The 19,500-nt window shown below is 67.7% G+C and carries 7 protein-coding genes; 2 read left to right on the top strand and 5 right to left on the bottom strand.

What is annotated here, in order from left to right; translation table 11 throughout:
- Positions 1-3: 3 nt before the first annotated feature.
- Together HBE64_RS22980 and HBE64_RS22975 are read right to left on the bottom strand one after the other, a co-directional pair.
- Complete coding sequence (locus HBE64_RS22980) at positions 4-849, bottom strand: MaoC/PaaZ C-terminal domain-containing protein (protein ID WP_167107664.1); 846 nt, start codon at positions 847-849, stop codon at positions 4-6.
- Positions 850-857: 8 nt separating this feature from the next.
- Positions 858-2,222, bottom strand: a complete 1,365-nt coding sequence (locus HBE64_RS22975) for a 3-oxoacyl-ACP reductase (protein ID WP_167107661.1) — start codon at positions 2,220-2,222, stop codon at positions 858-860.
- Between the two features lie 114 nt (positions 2,223-2,336).
- Between HBE64_RS22975 and HBE64_RS22970 the strand changes: the two genes are divergently transcribed.
- On the top strand, positions 2,337-3,647 hold the full coding sequence (locus HBE64_RS22970) for an acetyl-CoA C-acetyltransferase (protein ID WP_208300717.1): 1,311 nt from the start codon (positions 2,337-2,339) through the stop codon (positions 3,645-3,647).
- 184 nt (positions 3,648-3,831) lie between these two features.
- On the opposite strand, the gene HBE64_RS22965 is transcribed toward HBE64_RS22970, so the two are convergent.
- Positions 3,832-5,070, bottom strand: a complete 1,239-nt coding sequence (locus HBE64_RS22965) for a S9 family peptidase (RefSeq protein WP_167107655.1) — start codon at positions 5,068-5,070, stop codon at positions 3,832-3,834.
- A 179-nt stretch (positions 5,071-5,249) separates the two neighbouring features.
- Here HBE64_RS22965 and HBE64_RS22960 point away from each other — a divergent pair, with 179 nt between their 5' ends.
- Positions 5,250-6,257, top strand: a complete 1,008-nt coding sequence (locus HBE64_RS22960; protein ID WP_167107652.1) for a PE-PPE domain-containing protein — start codon at positions 5,250-5,252, stop codon at positions 6,255-6,257.
- 63 nt (positions 6,258-6,320) lie between these two features.
- Here the strand turns inward: HBE64_RS22960 and HBE64_RS22955 are convergent, their stop codons facing one another.
- Positions 6,321-8,156 (bottom strand): acyl-CoA dehydrogenase, encoded by a 1,836-nt coding sequence (locus tag HBE64_RS22955; RefSeq protein ID WP_167107649.1) that lies wholly within the window; start codon positions 8,154-8,156, stop codon positions 6,321-6,323.
- A 256-nt stretch (positions 8,157-8,412) separates the two neighbouring features.
- Positions 8,413-19,413: a type I polyketide synthase gene (locus HBE64_RS22950; protein ID WP_167107646.1), complete on the bottom strand. Its 11,001-nt coding sequence runs from the start codon at positions 19,411-19,413 to the stop codon at positions 8,413-8,415.
- Positions 19,414-19,500: the final 87 nt, after the last annotated feature.

Raw genomic sequence — 19,500 nt, 5'->3', positions numbered from 1 at the left:
GGGCTACAGCCCGCGCACCGTCGCCGTCAGGTGCGGATACCCCTTGGCGAGGTTGCGCAGCGCGATATCCCATCCGTCGGCGGCCCTTTCGACGTAGAGGCCGGCGCTGGCCGGCAACACCACCGGTTTGCCGAACTTCACCGAATAACGCACGGCGTCGGGCAGCTGACCCTCGATATTGGCCAGAACTGCTGCAGCACTAAACATCCCGTGCGCGATAACAGTCGGAAACCCGAACAGCTTGGCGCCCAGGGCATTGGTGTGGATCGGATTGTGGTCACCGCTGACGGCGGCGTAGCGACGAATCTGGCCGGGGGTGATCCGCAGAATTGTGTTGGGCGGCGCCAACTTCGGCTGCTTCGGCGGCTCGGGGCGGGGCTCGCCGGAGAGGCTGGTGCGCTGCTGGTGCAGGAAGGTGGTGACCTGGTGCCACGCCGGCTCGTTGCCGACCTTGACGTCGGTGACCAGATCGACAAGCAGGCCCTTGCGGTGTTCGCGCAGATTCTCCGCGTGCACGGTGACGCCGACGGTGTCGGTGACCGCGATCGGCCGGTACTGGGTGATGTGGTTCTCGACGTGCACCGCACCCATGGCCGCGAACGGGAAGTCGAACCCGGTCACCAACGACATGACCGTCGGGAAGGTCAGGGCGAACGGATAGGTCAGCGGAACGGTGTCGCCGTAACGCAGCCCGGTGACCGCCGCGTAGGCGGCCACATTCGATCGATCGATCGGCAGCTCGTCGACCGTCAGCGATCGGGTGGGCAGGTTCTCGGTGCGCGGGATGAACGGCAGCGAGCCGGCCGCGGCCCGCAGCATGTTGCGCAAGCTGCTGGGTTGTTCGGTCATAGTCCCGACTATGCCCCCAGCATGGCTTGGCCGCACACTCGGATCACATTGCCGGTCACCGCGTTCGAGGCCGGGTTCGCGAAGTAGGCGATGGTCTCGGCGACATCGACGGGCTTGCCGCCCTGGTACAGCGAGTTCAGCCGCCTGCCGACTTCCCGGGTGGCCAGCGGGATCGCCGCCGTCATCGCGGTTTCGATGAAGCCGGGTGCCACCGCGTTGATGGTGATGCCCTTCTCCGCCAGCGACGGCGCCAGCGCCGAGGTGATGCCGATCATGCCGGCCTTGGTGGTGGCGTAGTTGGTCTGGCCGCGATTGCCTGCGATACCGGCCATCGAGGACAACCCGATGATCCGCCCGCCTTCGGAGATGCTGCCGTTGCCGACGAGACCCTCGGTGAGGCGTTGCGGGGCAAGCAAATTCACCGCGACCACCGCGTCCCAGCGCGCGTCGTCCATGTTGGCCAGCAACTTGTCGCGGGTGATGCCGGCGTTGTTGACCAGGATGTCGGCCCGGCCCCCGTTGATCTCCGAGTAGTGCTCACGCAGGTGTGCGGTGATCTTGTCGACCGCGTCCGCGGCGGTGACGTCGAGCGCCAGCGCGGTCCCGCCCACCTTGGCGGCGGTCTCGTCGAGAGCGTCATGGGCTGTCTCGACGTCGATCGCCACGACCTTGGCGCCGTCGCGGGCGAACACCTCGGCGATGGTGGCGCCGATACCGCGGGCCGCGCCCGTCACGACGGCGACCTTGCCGGCCAGCGGCTTGTCCCAGGCGGCGGGCGGGGTCGAGTCGGCGGGCCCGACGTAGAACACCTGCCCGTCGACGTAGGCCGACTTGCCGGACAGGATGAACCGCAGGGTCGATTCCAGGCCTGTCGCAGCGGGTTTGGCCGCCGGTGACAGGTAGACCAGGGCCACGGTGGCGCCGCGGCGCAGCTCCTTGCCCAGTGATCGGGTGAAGCCTTCCAGTGCGCGCTGGCAGATCTGTTCGTCGACGGTGGCGGTCTCGTCGGGGGTGGTGCCGATGACGACGACGCGCCCCGACGGTCCGAGGTTGCGCAGCAGCGGGGTGAAGAACTCGTAGAGGCCGCGCAGCTGGACCGGTTCGGTGATGCCGGTGGCATCGAAGACCAGTCCGCCGAACGAGTCGGCCCAGCGGCCACCGAGATTGTCCGACACCAGCTGGTAGTCCTCGGCCAGCGCGGCGCGCAGCGGTTCGACCACGCGGCCGTGCCCGCCGATCAGCAGCGAGCCGGCCAGCGGGGGTTCGCCCGGGCGGTAGCGGCGCAGGGTTTCGGGCTGCGGGACGCCGAGCTGCTTGGCCAGGAACGATCCGGGGGCGGAGTTGACGACTTGTGTGAACACGTCGGAAGCCACGAATCTGCCTTTCGCGTTTGCGGTGGGGGTGGACCGGGAACGAACTTACTCTAGAGTAAGAACGGTGCGTACTATGGGTGCGTATACCCACCTCGAACCGACGACACAGCGGAGATTCCCGTGGCTTCCACCAGTCAGAAACCCCGTAAGGTAGCCGTCCTCGGCGGCAACCGCATTCCGTTCGCCCGGTCGGACGGCGCCTACGCCGAAGCCTCCAACCAAGACATGTTCACCGCCGCACTCGACGGCCTGGTGGACCGGTTCGGTCTGGCCGGTGAACAACTCGGTGCCGTGATCGGCGGAGCGGTCCTCAAGCACAGCCGCGACTTCAACCTCATGCGCGAGAGCGTGCTGGGCAGTGCGTTGTCGCCCTACACCTCCGCGATCGATCTGCAGCAGGCCTGCGGCACCGGGCTGCAGGCGGCCATCGCCGCAGCCGACGGCATTGCCGCCGGCCGCTACGAGTCCGCCGTCGCCGGCGGCGTGGACACCACCTCCGATGCGCCAATTGGCTTGGGCGACAATTTACGTCGCACCTTGCTGGGGTTGCGTCGGGCCAAGTCGAACGTCGATCGGCTGAAGTTGGTGGGCAAACTGCCGGCCGCCCTGGGCGTGGAGATTCCCACCAACGGTGAGCCCCGCACCGGACTGTCCATGGGTGATCACGCCGCCATCACCGCCAAGCAGATGGGGATCAAGCGCGTCGATCAGGACGAGCTCGCCGCCGCCAGCCACCGCAATATGGCCGCGGCCTATGACCGTGGATTCTTTGACGACCTCGTCACACCGTTCCTGGGTCTCTACCGTGACAACAACCTTCGGGCCGACTCCAGCGCCGAGAAGCTGGCCAAGCTCAAGCCGGTCTTCGGTGTCCGCAACGGCGACGCCACGATGACGGCAGGCAACTCCACCCCCCTCACCGACGGTGCTTCGGTGGCGCTGCTCGCCAGCGAGGAGTGGGCAGAATCACATTCGTTGACGCCGCTGGCCTACTTCGTCGACTCCGAGACCGCGGCCGTCGACTACGTCAACGGTGTCGACGGCCTGCTGATGGCGCCCACCTATGCGGTGCCGCGGCTGTTGGCTCGCAACGGACTCGCGTTGGGCGACTTCGACTTCTATGAGATCCACGAGGCTTTCGCCTCGGTCGTGCTGGCCCATCTCCAGGCGTGGGAGTCCGAGGAGTACTGCAAGGAACGGCTGGGCTTGGACGCCGCGCTGGGTGCCATCGACCGCTCCAAGCTCAACGTCAACGGCTCCTCGCTGGCCGCGGGACATCCGTTCGCGGCGACCGGCGGCCGGATCGTGGCCCAGCTGGCCAAACAGCTGGCCGAGAAGAAGGCCGAAACCGGCAGGCCGGTGCGGGGCTTGATCTCCATCTGTGCAGCCGGCGGCCAGGGTGTGACCGCCATCTTGGAGGCCTGAAAAAAATGTTGAAAAAAGTTTGGCCGAGTTTGTAACGGACCGCCTGGGGTACCCGATGTACCGGATAGCTCCGTGTTGCCGTCTGACCCCCCGACCCGACGGCAACACGGGGCATCCTCTTTATCTGGGTCTTATTGACACAGGTGAAGGACCGCCGCTGGAGAAGAGGGGAGTCCAGCGGCGGTCATTTTTGATTGACGACGAGCCCTGACTGTACGAGTGCCGAGTCGACGAAGCGCTGCACCGGCCGGGCTTGGAAGAAGCCGGTGTGTCCGCCGCGGTACCACCCGATATCGGGTCGTCCCCAGTGCTCCCACAGCTGCAGTACCTGCTCGCGGGGATGCACGATGCGATCGGCGACCCCTGCGTAGATGAACCGGCCCTGCGGAGGGACTTTCGGCTCCAGCGACAGCGGCGAGATCATCCGGCCGATCGGGGCGGCCAGCTCCAGCGTCCGGTGCCTCGGGTCGTGTTTGTCCAAGCCGGCGTGCCGGCCCAGGATCTCGACGAGATTCGACGGGGGCACCCCGAGGATCGCGCACGACAACCCGTCCTCGAGGCTGGCCACCAGCGCGGCGATGTAGCCACCCAGCGAGATGCTGTTGAGCCCGATCTGGGCATCAGGCTGCTGGGACCGGATCCAGGCCAGCACCCGGCGCACATCCCAGACCGCCTGTGCGGTCGCGTGGACGTCGTCCATCACGTCCTCGCCCGGATAGACCGCGTTCTTGGGGAGTCCTCTGGCCCGTGGCCCGTGCATGGGCAGTACCGGCAGCACGACGTTGAGGCCGAAGTCCTCGTGTAGATGCCAGGCCCGGAACAGGGTCAGGTCGAGCCCCACCCGCCCCATCTCGGTTCCATGGACGCACACCAGCCAGGGCCGCGGCTCGGGATGGCGCAACACCAGGGCGTACTCGCGGTGGTTGCCGGTGTAGCTCAACCAGCGGTCGCGGCCCGGCTCCTTGGGGTACGGCTGGTAGCCGCTCTCGAATGACAGCCGTTCATGGGTGCGGTTGCGGCTGGTGAACGACCGGATCGAGACGTCGGTGGGCGCCGGTGGCGAGGCGAAGAACCCGGCCGGTTTGGTCAGCCAGCCCTTCTTGTCGTAGAGCTTGATCGCCTCGGCGACCTCGGCGTTGATGCGCTCGTAGACCCTCGCGTCGCTCAGCGGCCGGCGCCAGCGCAGGCCCACCAGCACGATCTCGTCGCGCAGGGCGTGAGTGGCCAGCGAGAGGGTGGGCCGCGCGACAGGCAGTTCACCGTGGGTGCCGTCGAGGTAGGCGCCCCAGGAGCGGGCGTAATAGCCGCCGGCTTTGGTGAAGGGTCCGACGATCGTCGCCAGCGGACCGCTCGCGGGCGGTTTTCCCGCGTCCGCAGCGGTTTGCTGCGGGTCGGTGTCTTTGCTGTCGTCGGGCGTCGCCATGCCCCTCAACCTAGCGGATACCCGGCGAATTACCAGAGCCTAAGGTCCCGATTAGATCACCGCCGTGAGCTGGGGTTGCGGTGATTGTCGATACCGTCAATGCTTAGCCGATGGGTCGGGAACCCGTCCCGCTACGTCGGCTTCGCAAGCGGCGGCTGCGGGGCGTTTTGTGCTTGCTGGTGGGGTTGGTTATCGCGCTGGCCGCACCAGCCAACGCGTCGACCGTCTTGTGGGTCGGGGGAACCAGCGGCTCGCTGGGCGCGGTGCTCTCCCAGATCTTCAACGTCAATGCCTCGCTGCTGGGCGGGGCCTATGCCGACGACACGATCACCACGGTCAACTATCCGGCGGCCATCTGGCCGGTCACCGGGGTGCTGGACCCGACACTGGGGGTCTCAGTGGCTGCCGGGGTCGCCAATGTGGAAACCGCCGTCGCCGGACTGAGTGTGGGTGCGTTGGATTCACTGGTGCTCATCGGGACCTCACAGGGCGCCATGGTCGTTCAGCAGGTGGCTGCCGACCTCAACGCCGACCTCAGCGTCCCCTCGAACACCACCTTCGTCCTGATTGCCGACCCCAACTTCGGGTTGTTCGCACACAACGGCGGCACCTACGTTCCGATCTTCGACTACACGCCCATCACGTTGCCGGAGACCCGTTTCCACACGGTGGTGGTGATCAACCAGTACGACGGGTTCGCCGATCCGATCACTCAGCCCTGGAACATGCTGACGGTGCTCAACGCGGTGATGGGGATCTACTACGTACACGCCGTGGCCCACACCACGGACCTGTCCACCGTCCCCGCGGCGAACATCACCACGACCACGAACAGCCTGGGCGGCACCACGACGACCTACTTCGTGCCCACCAACTTCCTGCCGCTCACAATGCCGTTGCGCCAGTTGGGTGTTCCCAAGGACATCGTCGACAGCATCGACGCTCAGCTGCGGCCGATCATCGATCAGGGCTACGCGCCGCTGCCGTCGACCCAACCGGCAGCATCGTCGGTGACCGCGGCGCTGACACCGACATCGTCGGCGCAGACACCGACAACCCCAAGCACCCCCGCAGGCGCCGGCGCGACCGCCAGGAAGAAAGCGCAGAAGCAGGCGTCATCTCAGGGCGGCTCGTCTGCCGGCGGGTCGAGGGCCACCGGATCCTCGGGCCGCAGCCGGGCGGACTAGCCACACCGGCATACAGAACGGCCCCGGGACTGAAAAGTCCCGGGGCCGTTCTGCTTCGGCGGTTTAGAAGGCCGCTTCGTCGAGTTCCATGATCTCGTTGTCGATCGTCTCGATCACCTGACGAGTGCTCGTCAGCAGCGGCAGCATGTTCTTGGCGAAGAACGACGCGACGGCGATCTTGCCCTCGTAGAAGGAACGATCGGCGCCGGTGGCACCCGCGTCGAGCGCGGCGATGGCGACCGCAGCCTGACGCGCCAGCAGCCAGCCGGTCATCAGATCGCCGACGCTCATCAGGAAGCGCACCGAGGCCAGGCCCACCTTGTAGATGGACTGGGGGTCCTCCTGCGCGGCCATCAGGTAACCGGTCATCGTTGCCGCCATGGCCTGGACATCCTCCAGAGCCTTGGCCAGCAGCGCACGTTCGGTCTTGAGGCGGCCGTTGCCGGACTCGTTCTTGATGAACTCGCCGATCTGGCCCGCCACGTGGGCCAGTGCCACGCCCTTGTCGCGGACGATCTTGCGGAAGAAGAAGTCCTGGGCCTGGATGGCGGTGGTGCCCTCATACAGCGAGTCGATCTTGGCGTCGCGGATGTATTGCTCGACCGGGTAGTCCTGCAGGAAGCCCGAACCGCCGAAGGTCTGCAGGCTCTCGGTGAGCTTGGCGTAGGCCTGCTCGGAGCCACAGCCCTTGACGATCGGCAGCAGCAGATCGTTGACCTTAGCGGCCAGCTCGGCGTCGACACCGTGAACTGCCTTGGCCAGTGCGGCATCCTGGTAGCTGGCGGTGTAGAGGTACAGCGCGCGACCGCCCTCGGCGTAGGCCTTCTGGGTCATCAGGCTGCGGCGCACATCGGGGTGATGGGTGATCGTGACGCGCGGCGCGGCCTTGTCGGTCATCTGGGTCAGGTCGGCACCCTGCACCCGGTCCTTGGCGTATTCCAGGGCGTTGAGGTAGCCGGTCGACAGCGTCGAGATGGCCTTGGTGCCCACCATCATTCGGGCCTGCTCGATGACGTCGAACATCTGCGCGATGCCGTCATGGACCTCGCCGACCAGCCAGCCCTTGGCCGGGATGCCGTGCTGGCCCATGGTCAGCTCGCAGGTCGCCGAAACCTTCAGCCCCATCTTGTGTTCGACGTTGGTGACGAAGACGCCGTTGCGCTCGCCCGGCTCGCCGGTCTCGGGGTCGAACAGGAACTTCGGCACGAAGAACAGCGAAAGCCCCTTGGTGCCGGGGCCTGCGCCCTCGGGGCGGGCCAGCACCAGGTGGAAGATGTTCTCGAACAAGTCATCTGAGTCGGCCGAGGTGATGAATCGCTTCACACCGTCGATGTGCCACGAGCCGTCGTCCTGCTTGACGGCCTTCGTCCGGCCGGCGCCGACGTCAGATCCGGCGTCCGGCTCGGTGAGCACCATGGTGGCACCCCACCCGCGCTCGGCGGCCAGCTCGGCCCACTTCTTCTGTTCATCGGTGCCGAGGTGGTAGAGGATGTTGGCGAATCCGGCGCCGCCGCCGTACATCCACACCGCGGGGTTCGCGCCGAGCACGTGCTCGTGGATGGCCCACACCAGGATCCGGGGCATCGGCATGCCACCGAGCGACTCCAGAACGCCGACTTTGTCCCAGCCGCCGTCGATGAACGCCTGAACCGACTTCTTGAACGACTCCGGCAGGGTCACGGTGTGGGTGTTGGGATCGAAGACCGGGGGATTGCGATCACCGTCTACGAAGGAGGCCGCAATGGGTCCCTCGTTCAGGCGGGCCGACTCGGCGAGCATCTCGCGCACCGTGTCGGGGTCGAGATCGCTGTACTCGCCCTGGCCGAGGACCTTGTCCAGGCCAAGTACCTCGAACAGGTTGAACTCCTGGTCGCGCACGTTGCTCTTGTAGTGGCTCACTGCTTCTCCTCGATGGGAATGTGCCTTTTCGGGTTGGGTACTTAGCTCTAAGTTACCCACCAGTAACACGGCAACTATACCGCCCGGTAACCCTGTTGCAAATCCCTGTGAGCAACTCAGACGGGATGGCCAACCCACCGGTTGGACTGGCCGCCCAGCGCAGCGCCGCAGGCCCCATCTGTGCAGCTAGTGGTCACGATGGGCGTCGTACGACGGTTTGCCTCGGCGTCCGGCGAACCAGATGGTGCGATGGAAATCACACCGGCTTGTCGGTCTCCGGCGCGGGTTCAGGCTGCTGCTCAGGACCCTCGCCGGAGGCCGGCAGCTGGCTGGCCAGGTGCTGCGCCAGCTCGCCGATCGTCGGGTAGTCGAACACCGCGGTCGGGCTGATGTCGAACTTGCCCCCGAACTGCCCGAACAGCCGATTGCGTAACTCGACGGCCATCAGCGAATCAGTCCCCAAATCGAGGAATCTGCTGGTGGCGGCGGGTGGCTGGGCGAGCCGCAGGAAGCCCTGCACCTCACGTTGAAGGAACTCGGCGATGAAATCGACCCGCTGCGCTTCCGGTGTCTCCTGAAGCTGGCGCAGCAGCTGGCTGTCGCCTGCGGCTGCCGCGTCGTCGCGCGGAAGCACGTTATCGAGCAACGGCGGCCGGATGTTGCCGAGCATCTTGGCGGTGCGTTGCCAGTTGGCCTTCAAGACCGTGGCCTGCCCGGTTCCGTGGCGGACCACCTCGCCCAGTGCAGCAAGCGCCGCCTGCGGATCCAGCGGCATCATGCCCTGGGCACTGAGATTGGCCAGTGCCGCCTGTGAACTCGCCATGCCGCCGCTGCCCCACGGTCCGAAGTCGACCGCCGTCGCCGGCAGACCCCGAGCCCGGCGGTAAGCCGCCAGTCCGTCGAGTAGACCGTTGGCGGTGGCGTAGTTCGCCTGCGCGGGCGAGCCCAGGACCGCTGATGCAGACGAGTACACGATGAAGAACTCGAGATCGTCGTCAGCGGTCATCCGATGCAAATGGTAGGCGCCATAGGCCTTGGGCCCCAGCGTCTTCCGGAAGCGGTCCAGTGTCTGCCCCGGCAACAGTGCGTCATCGAGCACACCGGCCAGATGCGCGACTCCAGCCAGCGGCGGCAACTCGCTGCGGATCCTGGCCAGGATCCGGGCGACCTCGTCCTCATCGCCGACATCGCCGGCAAAGACGTGCACCCTGCAGTGGTATCGCTCGGTGATCGCGTCGATGGCCTGCTGCGACTCGGCGTCGGGGGAGCGCCGGCTGGTCAGCACGATGTCCCCGGCGCCCAGCTGAGCCAGATACGCCGCGGTGTGCAGGCCGAGTGCGCCCAGGCCGCCGGTGATCAGATAGCTTCGATCCCCGCGCGGCTGAAGAGGTTTGGGCATCTGCACCACGATCTTGCCGATGTGCCGTGCCTGCTGCATCCGCCGGAACGCCGCCCTCGCTTCGGGAAGGGGGTACACCTCAGCGGGCACGGGTGCCCATTCGCCGGTGGCCAGTCCTTGTGACACCTCGGCCATCAACTGCGCAATCCGCTCAGGCTCGCTCATCATCGTCACGTCCAGGGCGACGATCTCGTAGGCGATGTCTGGGCGTATCGCGCCCATCTGCTCGGGTGACCAGATGTCGCGTTTGGCGATCTCAGCGAACCGGCCACCCTGCGCTGTCGCCCGTACCGTGGCGTCGATGAATCCGTCATTGGTGAGGCTGTTGAGCACCACGTCGACACCCACCCCGCTGGTGTCGGCGAGGATCTGGTCGGCGAAATCTGTTGTGCGCGAGTCATAGACGTACTCGACACCCATGTCGCGCAGTGTCGAGCGCTTATAGGTGCTGGCGGTCGCGAAGACGGTGGCGCCGTGCTGTCGGGCCATCTGCACCGCGGCCAGACCCACCCCGCCGCTGGCGGCGTGGATAAGCACCTTGTCCCCGGGCTTGAGCTTCGCCCAGTCGAAGGCGAGCCGGACCGTCAGCGCAGCGGCGGGAATGGTCGCCGCATCCACGGCGCTGATCCCCTCGGGAACAGTCGCCAGCAGTTGGGCAGGCACGTTCAGCCGGCTTGCGAAGGCGCCCTGCATGGAGCCGAACACGCGCTGGCCGATCTCGAAACCGGTGACCTCGGAACCCACTTCGGTCACCACACCGCACAGGTCACCGCCGATCGGCCCGGGATCACCGGGGTACAGACCGAGCACGTTGAGCACATCACGGAAGTTCAGCCCGGCGGCCTCGATGGCGACCTGAACTTCGTTGGGGCCCGGTGCAGTCACGGTGGTCTCGGTCAGGCGGAGGTTGTCGATCGCACCCCGTTCGGTCGGCGCCAGCACGTAGTCGTCGCTGCGAGGCATCGACAGCTGACCCGAGCGCGCCCAGTGCAACAGCCGTGGCACCAGGAAACGGCCTTGCCGAACGGCCGTCTCAGGTTCGGTGACCGGTGTGCCCACGGCGTCGGCCAGCCAGCTCAGCGACTCTTCACCGGCGTCGGTGTCGACCAGCCGGCACCGCAGCGTGGGCTGCTCGGCAATCAGGGTGCGCCCGAAACTCCACAGTGCAGCCTGGACGGGATCGACCGACTCGGCCGGTTCGGTGGCCACGGCATGCTCGGTGAGGATCCACATGCCGCCCGGCAGGGTGGCCTTCTGTTCGGCCAGTGCGGTCTGGGTGGCGGCCAGCAGGGCCGAGACCTCGGCCTCCAGCCGGCCCGCCAGCTGACCCGCTGTCCCATCGGCATCCGGCTTTCCCGCACTGCGCCAGACGATTCCGGCGACCGGAGCGCCGTGCTCGGCGGCGTCGAGGAATGCCTGCCGCCAGGTGTCCGGGTCGGCCACGTCGTCGATGCTGACTGCGCCGGGTAGTCGCGAGGCCAGGGTGTCGAATCCGGCGACCAGCCAGGTCCCGCCGGCCTTGTCCGCGGTGTCCTGACCCGTTCCCGGCGGTGCGGCCTCCTGCCAGCCCAGCGTGTAGAGCAGGCGTGTCGAGTCCCCGCCCAGCCCGCGCAGCAGTGCTTCCCGCGGCGCGCGCTTGACGGTGAACTCCCGGATGCCACCCAGCGACCGCCCGTCCGGGTCGACGAAATCGAGGTCGAAGACCTGGGTCTCGTTGGTCAGGGGGCTGTCGTGCCAGCGGGCACGGCAGTAGAACCGGCGCGGCATCTTCTCGCGCAGCTGGACCTGTCCGTACCTCAGCGGCAGGAACAGGTCGGACATCCCCTGCTCGGCGGCGAGGGTCGCGGGGAACGCCGGGAACGCAACGCCCGTGCACAGGTCGAGCAGCACCGGGTGGATCGGCTCGGTGCCGAGATGTTCGGCGAGCTCGTCGCCGACGACGATGTCACCGATCGCCTCACCCTCGCCGACCCACAGTGACTTCAGCGATGTCGACCACGTCGGACCCCAGGCCAGTTCCATGTCGTTGAAGATGTCGAACAGATCCTGCGGCCGGGTCCGCTCCATCTGCTCGATCGCTTCGTCCGGACTTAACACCGCCTCCGTCGACTCGGCCTCCGGATCCGCACCCGCCGCCAGGCTGCCATCGGCGTTCAGCGACCACTCGGCATCCCGAACCCCATAGGGCCGGCTGTGCACCTGGAACTTCCAGCCATCGTCGACCGGACTCAGCGTCAGCTGGACCTCACGAGAAGCCTTGTCCGGCAGAATGATCGGCTCGTAGAAGAATGCCTCACGCACGCGCGCGGGCGCCCCGACCGAGGCCAAAGCCATCGCCGCATACGTCGCTCCCGGCACCACGACGGTGCCGTAGATCACGTGATGGGCGAGCCACGGCTGCGTCTTGACCGACAGCACGCTGCTGTACACGGTGTCACCGGAGGCGAGATCCTTTGCGCTGCCGACGATGCCGGACGCCGACTGGGATCCGGAGCCCAGTGCCGACATGCCGGAGCTCTTCGGCCAGTAGCGACGCCGCTGGAACGGATAGGTCGGCAGCTCGAGCGTGTGCACCGGCGTGTGCTGCGTGGCGCCGAAATTCGGCCGGTGTCCGCAGACGTACGTCGTTGCGAGGGCTTCGCTGATCTGGCGCTGCGCGTTGGCTCCCTTGCGCAGCGAGACGATCGCGAGCGGCGTTGCCGACGACTCCGGCCAGGTCTGCAGAGCCGCGGCGGTCAGGATCGGCTGCGGGCCGATCTCCATCAACACCGAGCAACCCAAGCCTGCGACGGTGCGCACGCTTTCGGTGAACTGCACGGGCTGGCGGGAATGCCGCCGCCAGTACTTCGCATCCAGCGGTGTCTGCGCATTCAGCACCGCTCCGGTGCGGTTGCAGACCAAAGGCAGGGTGGGGGCGTCGAAATGGAACTGGCTGGCGAATGTCTCGAACTCGTCGAGGACTGGATCGAGCAGTTCGGAATGGAAGGCGTGGCTGGTCTCCAGCCACGTGCACCTGGTCCCGTCCTGGCTACAGGCCGCGGCGATCAGCTCGAGGTCCTCGGCGGGTCCCGACAGCACGGTGTTGCGGCCGTTGTACGCCCCGACCGAGACGCGCGGGAAAGCCTCGGCGGCACGCTCGACGTAGTCGGGATCGGCGAAGATCGCGACCATCCGACCGCCCGGCGGCAAGCTGCCGAACAGCCTGCCGCGTTCGGCGATCAACCGGGCCCCGTCCTCGAGGCTGAACACACCTGCCACGCAGGCGGCGGCGTACTGGCCCACGCTGTGGCCCAGCACCACGTCCGGTTGGATGCCCCACGATTGCCACAGCCGGGCCAGCGCCATCTCGACAGCGAATATCGCCGGCTGCGCAAATGACGTGTGCCGCAACGTCTCTGCAGCCGACCGGTCGGTGGCGTACAGCACCTCCAGCAACGGCTGCGGCAGTATGGGGTCGACGGCCTGCGCGCACTGCCGCATCGTCTCGGCGAACACCGGTTCGCTGTCGAACAGCTCCCGTGCCATCCCGGCGTACTGGCTGCCCTGGCCGGGGAAGAACCACGCCGTCGTGGGTGGGTCGGCGCACTCCCTGCGCAGCACCCCGGGCCGGGTCCGGTTGGCCAGCAGGTCCTCGAGGAGAATCCCGGCCTCACCTGTGGAGTTGGCGACGAGCGCGGCGCGGTGCTCGAAGTGGGAGCGTCCCGCCCCGGCGGTGAAACACACATCGGCGAACGGGGCGTCGGGATGCTCGGCCAGCCAACCGGAGTATCGCGCAGCCAGTGCCATCAGACCTTGGGCAGACCGCGCGGACAGCGGCAGGACGCTGTAGGGCTCCCGGGTCGGCTCGGGTGCGGGACCCTCGTCGGCGGGTTCCGGGCCGTCCGCCGCTGCGGGGGCCTCCTCGATGACGACGTGCGCGTTGGTGCCGGTGAACCCGAAGGCACTGATACCGGCCCGCCGTGGCCGGCCCTCGGCATGCCACGGGGTGGCCTCGTCGACGACGCGCACGGGCAGCGAGTCCCACGGGATGTGTGGTGACGGGGTGTGGAAGTGCAGGCTCGGCGGCAGCAGCTCGTGCTGCAGGGACAATACGACCTTGACCAGACCGGCGACGCCGGCCGCGGACTCCAGGTGCCCGATGTTCGTCTTGGCCGTGCCGATCAGCAGCGGCCGGCTCGGGTCGCGGTCGGCGCCGTAGACGGCTGCGGCGGCCTGCACTTCGATCGGGTCGCCCAGCGGCGTGCCGGTACCGTGCGCCTCGAGGTAGTCCACATCAGCGCCGGTGAGACCCGCGCGCGCCAGCGCCGTGGTGATGAGCCGTTGCTGCGCACCACCATTGGGCACGGTCAGCCCGCTGGATGCACCGTCCTGGTTCACCGCGGTGCTGCGGATGACAGCGCAGATCCGGTCGCCGTCACGCTGGGCGTCGCTGAGGCGTTTGAGCACCAGGACACCGCAGCCCTCACCGCGGACATAACCGTCGGCCGCCGCGTCAAAGGTCTTGCATCGGCCGTCGGGGGCCAGCATCCGTGCGCGCGAGGCGGCGACGATCGACGCCGGGCTCAGCAGGACGTTCACCCCGGCGGCCAGCGCCAGTTCGCAGTCACCGGAGCGCAGTGCCTGGGTGGCCTGATGGACCGCGACCAATGAGGAACTGCACGCGGTGTCCACCGCGACGGCGGGGCCCTCCAGCCCGAGGACGAAGGCAACCCGTCCCGCGACGGCGTTGAGCGCATTGCCGGTGATGAAGTGGGCTTCGAGATTGTCCACCGAATCCCCGGACAGCAGATGCGAATACTCATTGGCGCCGACACCGACGAAGACCCCGGTCTGGCTGCCTCGCAGCGATGCCGCCGAATAGCCGGCCCGCTCAAGGCCTTCCCAGGCGACTTCGAGCATCAGGCGTTGCTGAGGGTCGATCCAGACCGCTTCGCGCGGGGAGATCCCGAAGAACTCCGGGTCGAATCCGTCGACGCTGTCGAGGTATCCGCCGCTGCGGGTGTAGATCTTGCCCGGCGTCTGCTGATCGGGGTCGTAGAACTCGTCGATATCGAAGCGGTCTTCGGGAATCTCCCGGATGGTGTCCACGCCCTGGGAGAGCACTTGCCAGTAGGCATCGGGATCCGGCGCACCCGGGAACCGGCAGGCCACCGACACGATCGCGATGGGCTCGTCCGCGCCCACGGCCGGCCGTGCGGCCATTGGCGTCGCGGCCGCGGTTGTCGGCCGGTCACTGAGCTCGAGGACGTCGCCGATGAGGTAGTTGGCTACGTCGGACAGCCGCGGATAGTCCATCGCCAATGTCGCGGGCAGTTCCTTGCCGACGGCCTGCTCCAGCCGGCGGCGCAGTTCGACCGCCATCAGCGAATCCATGCCGAGATCGAAGAATCCGGTGTCCTCGCGGATCTCGGAGGCTTCGATCCTGGTCACCTCCGCCACGGTGGTGCGCAGGTGGTCCAGCACGAGCCTGCGGCGCTGCTGCGCCGGGGCTGCCGTCAGCTGCTCGACCAGTCGGGTGCTGCCGGATGTCTGTGCAGGGCCGGCCGTCTCGTCGGATTCGGCCAGGCGCGCTTCCTGCGCCACCTCGTCGAGGAGGGCACGGGCGCCGGTCTGTAGGTAGACGTCGAGGAATCGACTCCAGTCGACCCGCGCCACCACCTGCTGCGCAGCCGACTGCTGGCGCCGCATGGTGTCCGCCAGGGCAGCCATGGCTTCACCGGGTGTGAGCGGATGAACTCCGCGGCGTTCCAGTTGCGCGCGTGCCTTCGGGTCGGCCATACCTGCCGTCCACGGGCCGAAGTTGACGCTGACGGCGGGAACGCCGTGCTCGCGAAGCCACCAGGTGAGTCCGTCGAGGAAGGCGTTGGCCGCACTGTAGGCGCTCTGGCCGTAACTACCCCACACCGAGGAGATCGACGACGTGGACACGAAGAAGTCCAGGTTCCGGCCGGCGCATGCCTCGCTCAAATTCCAAGCGCCCCAGACTTTTCCGTCGAAAGTGCGATCGATGTCGTCACCTGACAACGCGCTCAGCGGGGTGGTGTCGTTGACGCCGGCGGCATGGACGACGCCGGCCAGCGGCGGAAGTTCGGCATCGACGGTTGCCAGTAGCCGGGTCACGTCCTGCGGATCGGCGACATCGGCGGTGATCACCGAGACCCGGCAGCCGTGCCGCTCCCCGAGTGCGTCGACGCGCGCCCGGGTGGCCTCGCCGGGAAGCTGCCTGCTGGTCAGCACCAGCTGGCGGGCACCGTGTGCAGCCAGGTATTCGGCGAACTCCAGGCCGAGCGAGCCAAGCCCGCCGGTCACCAGATAGGTTGCGTCACTGCGCAACACGAGCGGGCCCGCACCTGCCCGAGCGCTGCGCCGGGCCAGTCGGGGGACGTAGGTGGTTTCCTCGCGTACCGCGATCTGGTCCTCACCGGCTGCAGCGCCGGCGATGTGGTTGATCAGCCTGCTCCACTGGCCGACATCCCCGCCGGACAGGTCGCCAAGCCCGCCCCATACCTGCGGGTACTCCAGGGCCGCGGAGCGGCAGAAGCCCCACAGGCTGGTCTGCTCGGGTGAGACGGAGTCGGCGTCGAGCACGTGCTGCGCACCCGTGGTCACTACCCAGACCGGAGTCCTCATCTCGGCGGCCGCTGCGGCCCGGAAGACCCGCTGACTACCGCCCAGGATTCGATGCTGCATCCGCAGCAGCGGTGCCGCGCCGTCGCCGTCTGAAGTCGACTCCAGCGCAGCGCAGTTCAGGATTCGAAGCCCCGGTTCGTCCTGTGCCGCATCGCGCAGTGTGGTGGCGAGGCGCAGCTCGTCGTCGTCGGACACCGGCAGCCCGACGATGCGGTAGCGACGGCCGAGGCCGGTCAGCAGCTCGATCAACGGCGCGATTGCCCCGGTGTCGTCGGCCACCAGCAGCCATGTCGCGCCGGCCGCAGCGCCCGAGGCCGGTGCGCCGGTGAACTTCTGCCAGCGAACCTCGTAGCTGATGTCCGCAATCGATAGGGCATCGCGTTGCTGATTGTGCTGGGCGGCAAGCAATGTCAGCGAATCGACGGCGGCTCGCTGGTCGCCCGTGCTGTCGAGGAGCGCGGCGAGTTCCTCGATCCGGCCCTCTTCGAGAAGCTGGACCACCTCGGTGCGCTCGGCGGTGTCGCTGTTGGCCTGCCGTCGGTGCACGCCCTCTGTCTGACGGAACCAGTAGCGCCGGTGCTGGAAGGGATAGGGCGGCAAGTCGAGCCGGCGGGCCGGCTGCACCGCCAGTGCACCGAAGTCGGGCAGGTGCCCGGCGACGTAGGCCTGTGCCAGCGCGTCGGTGATTTGGCGGTGGTCGGCGGTGTTTCGGCGAAGCGACGCAACCGCTTTCGGCATGTTGGCCGGGTCCGGCCAGGCCCGCAGTGCAGTGGCGGTTAGCACCGGCTGAGGACCCACTTCCAGCAGCATGGTGCAGCCGAGTTCGGCCAGGGTGGCCACACACTTGGCGAACTGGACCGGCTGGCGCGCATGGCGGCGCCAGTAGGGGCCGTCGAGTCTAGCCGTTCGGCCCAGTGCGGCACCGGTCCGGTTGCACAACAGAATCCGTTGCGGTGGAGCGAATTCGAAGCCGCTCGCGACGGCCTCGAACGCGTCCAGTGCCGGGTCCAGCAGCGCCGAGTGGAAGGCGTGGCTGGTGTCGAGCCAGTCGCAGCGGGCGCCCTCGTCGGACAGCTGGGCGACCGCCTGCTCCAGGTCGGATCCAGGACCGGACAGCACCGTGTTCGCGCCGTTGTAGGCGGCCACCGACAGGCTCGGGAATTCATCGGTGATCCGTTCGACCCGGTCGGCGTCGGCGAAGATGGCGCACATCTGCCCACCGGCGGCCAGGTCGGCGAACAGCCGGCCCCGTTCGGCCAACAGACGGGCGCCGTCCTCGAGGCTGAATACTCCTGCGACACAGGCCGCGGAGTACTGACCGACGCTGTGCCCCAGCACCACGTCTGGTGCGAAGCCCCACGATTGCCAGAGCCGGGCCAGGCCCATTTCCACCGCGAAGATGGCGGGTTGGGCGTGCCGGGTCTGCTTGAGCGTCTCGGCACCGTCGGCATCGAAGATGAGATCCAGCAGCGGCTTGTCGAGGACATCGGAAACCGCTTGCGCGCAACGATTCAGGGTGTCGGCGAAGACCGGCTCTGTCTCGAACAGTTCGCGGGCCATACCGGTGTATTGGCTGCCCTGTCCGGGAAACAGCCATGCGGTCTTGGGTGGGGCGGAGCTCTGGCCACGGACCAGGCCCTGGGCCGGTAGGTCGTCGGCCAGCGCGCCGAGCAACTCCCGGGCCGATTCGACGGAGTTCACGACCAGGGCGGCCCGGTGCTCGAAGTGCGCGCGGCCGGTACCCGTGGTCAGGCACAGGTCGGCCAGCGTGGCCTCCGGATGCTCGGCGAGCCAGCTTCGGTAGTCCTGGGCGGTGTGCACCAGTGCGGCAGGGGTGCGCGCGCTGAGCGTGAGCAGGCTGAACCGCCGGTCGTCTACCGGTTCGGCCGAGGCCACCGCCGGCGCCGGCAGCGGTGCCTCCTCGAGGATGACGTGCGCGTTGGTACCCGTGAACCCAAACGAACTGATACCGGCGATCCGCGGTCGCGGGCCCCGCTGCCAGGTGACGGCCTCGTCGACGACTCGCACCGGAATGCGGTCCCACGGAATGTGCGGGGACGGATTCTGGAAGTTGAGATGTTTCGGCAGTTCCTGGTGTTCGAGGGAGAGCACGACCTTGAGGACGCCCGCGACGCCCGCGGCGGCCTCCAGGTGCCCGATGTTGGTCTTCGCCGACCCGATCAGCAGCGGTTCGTGCGCGTCGCGCCCGGTTCCGAGTACGGCAGCGGCGGCCTGGACCTCGATGGGATCGCCCAGCGAGGTACCGGTGCCGTGCGCCTCCAGATAGTCGACATCGCGCGCAGTCAGGCCCGCGCGTTGCAGCGCTTCGGTGATGACCCGTTGCTGGGCAACCCCGTTGGGCACCGTCAATCCGCCTGATGCGCCGTCCTGGTTGACGGCACTGCCGCGGATCACGGCGCGGATGTGGTCACCGTCGCGCACCGCGTCGGCAAGGCGCTTGATGACGATGACACCGCACCCCTCGCCGCGTACGTAGCCGTCGGCCGCCGCGTCGAAGGTCTTGCAGCGCCCGTCTGGCGCCAGCATCCGGGACTGGGAGAACGTGATCATGGTGGCCGGGCTGAGCAGGACGTTGACGCCGCCGGCCAGGGCGAGGTCGCACTCGCCGAGCCGCAACGCCTGGCAGGCCTGGTGGATGGCGACCAGCGAGGAGCTGCAGGCGGTGTCGACGGTGATCGCGGGTCCCTGGAGGCCGAGCCGGTAGCTGATCCGCCCGGCGCCGGCGGCCGCCGACGTTCCGATCGCCATATAGGCTTCGATCTCCGGATAGTCCAGGTCCGCGGACGCCATGGTCAGGTAGTCATGGGTGGATTGGCCGACGAAAACGCCTGTTCTGGTGTTGGCCAATGTCGTTGGTGCGGTTCCGGAATGCTCGACCGCGTGCCAGGCGGTTTCCAGCAGCATCCGGTGCTGCGGATCCATCAGGTTGGCCTCGCGGGTCGACACCCCGAAGAACGGCGCGTCGAATCCGGTGGCGTCGGCGAGGAAACCGGCCCGCCGGGTCACCACCTTCCCGGGCGTCGACGGGTCCGAGTCGAAGAACTCCTCGGAGTCCCAACGGTCGGCCGGAACCTGAGATATCGCGTCGCGGCCATTGCGCAGGACATCCCAGAACTCGTCGGCGTCCGCTGCCCCGGGAAGGCGCGCCGCGTATCCGATGATCGCGAAACGGGGCGCCTGGGGCGTCGGGTCGTCGGCATTGCCCATAGGTTGTGTCTCTCCGCATCGCTCAGATGTCGGCGCCAGGCGCCAGGACGAGGACGGGGAGGACTCTGGTGTCAACCGCGACGGCGC

Origin of the sequence: Mycobacterium sp. DL592, from assembly GCF_011694515.1 — a bacterium.
GTDB lineage: Bacteria > Actinomycetota > Actinomycetes > Mycobacteriales > Mycobacteriaceae > Mycobacterium.
The sequence above is the reverse complement of the archived record's forward strand: the minus strand, read 5'-3'. Positions and strand labels throughout refer to the sequence as shown.

What these genes read in the sequence shown, in the direction of transcription:
- HBE64_RS22980 (WP_167107664.1), bottom strand. Translation starts at nt 849, where the DNA reads ATGACCGAACAACCCAGCAGCTTGCGCAACATGCTGCGGGCCGCGGCC.
- HBE64_RS22965 (WP_167107655.1), bottom strand. Translation starts at nt 5,070, where the DNA reads ATGGCGACGCCCGACGACAGCAAAGACACCGACCCGCAGCAAACCGCT.
- HBE64_RS22950 (WP_167107646.1), bottom strand. Translation starts at nt 19,413, where the DNA reads ATGGGCAATGCCGACGACCCGACGCCCCAGGCGCCCCGTTTCGCGATC.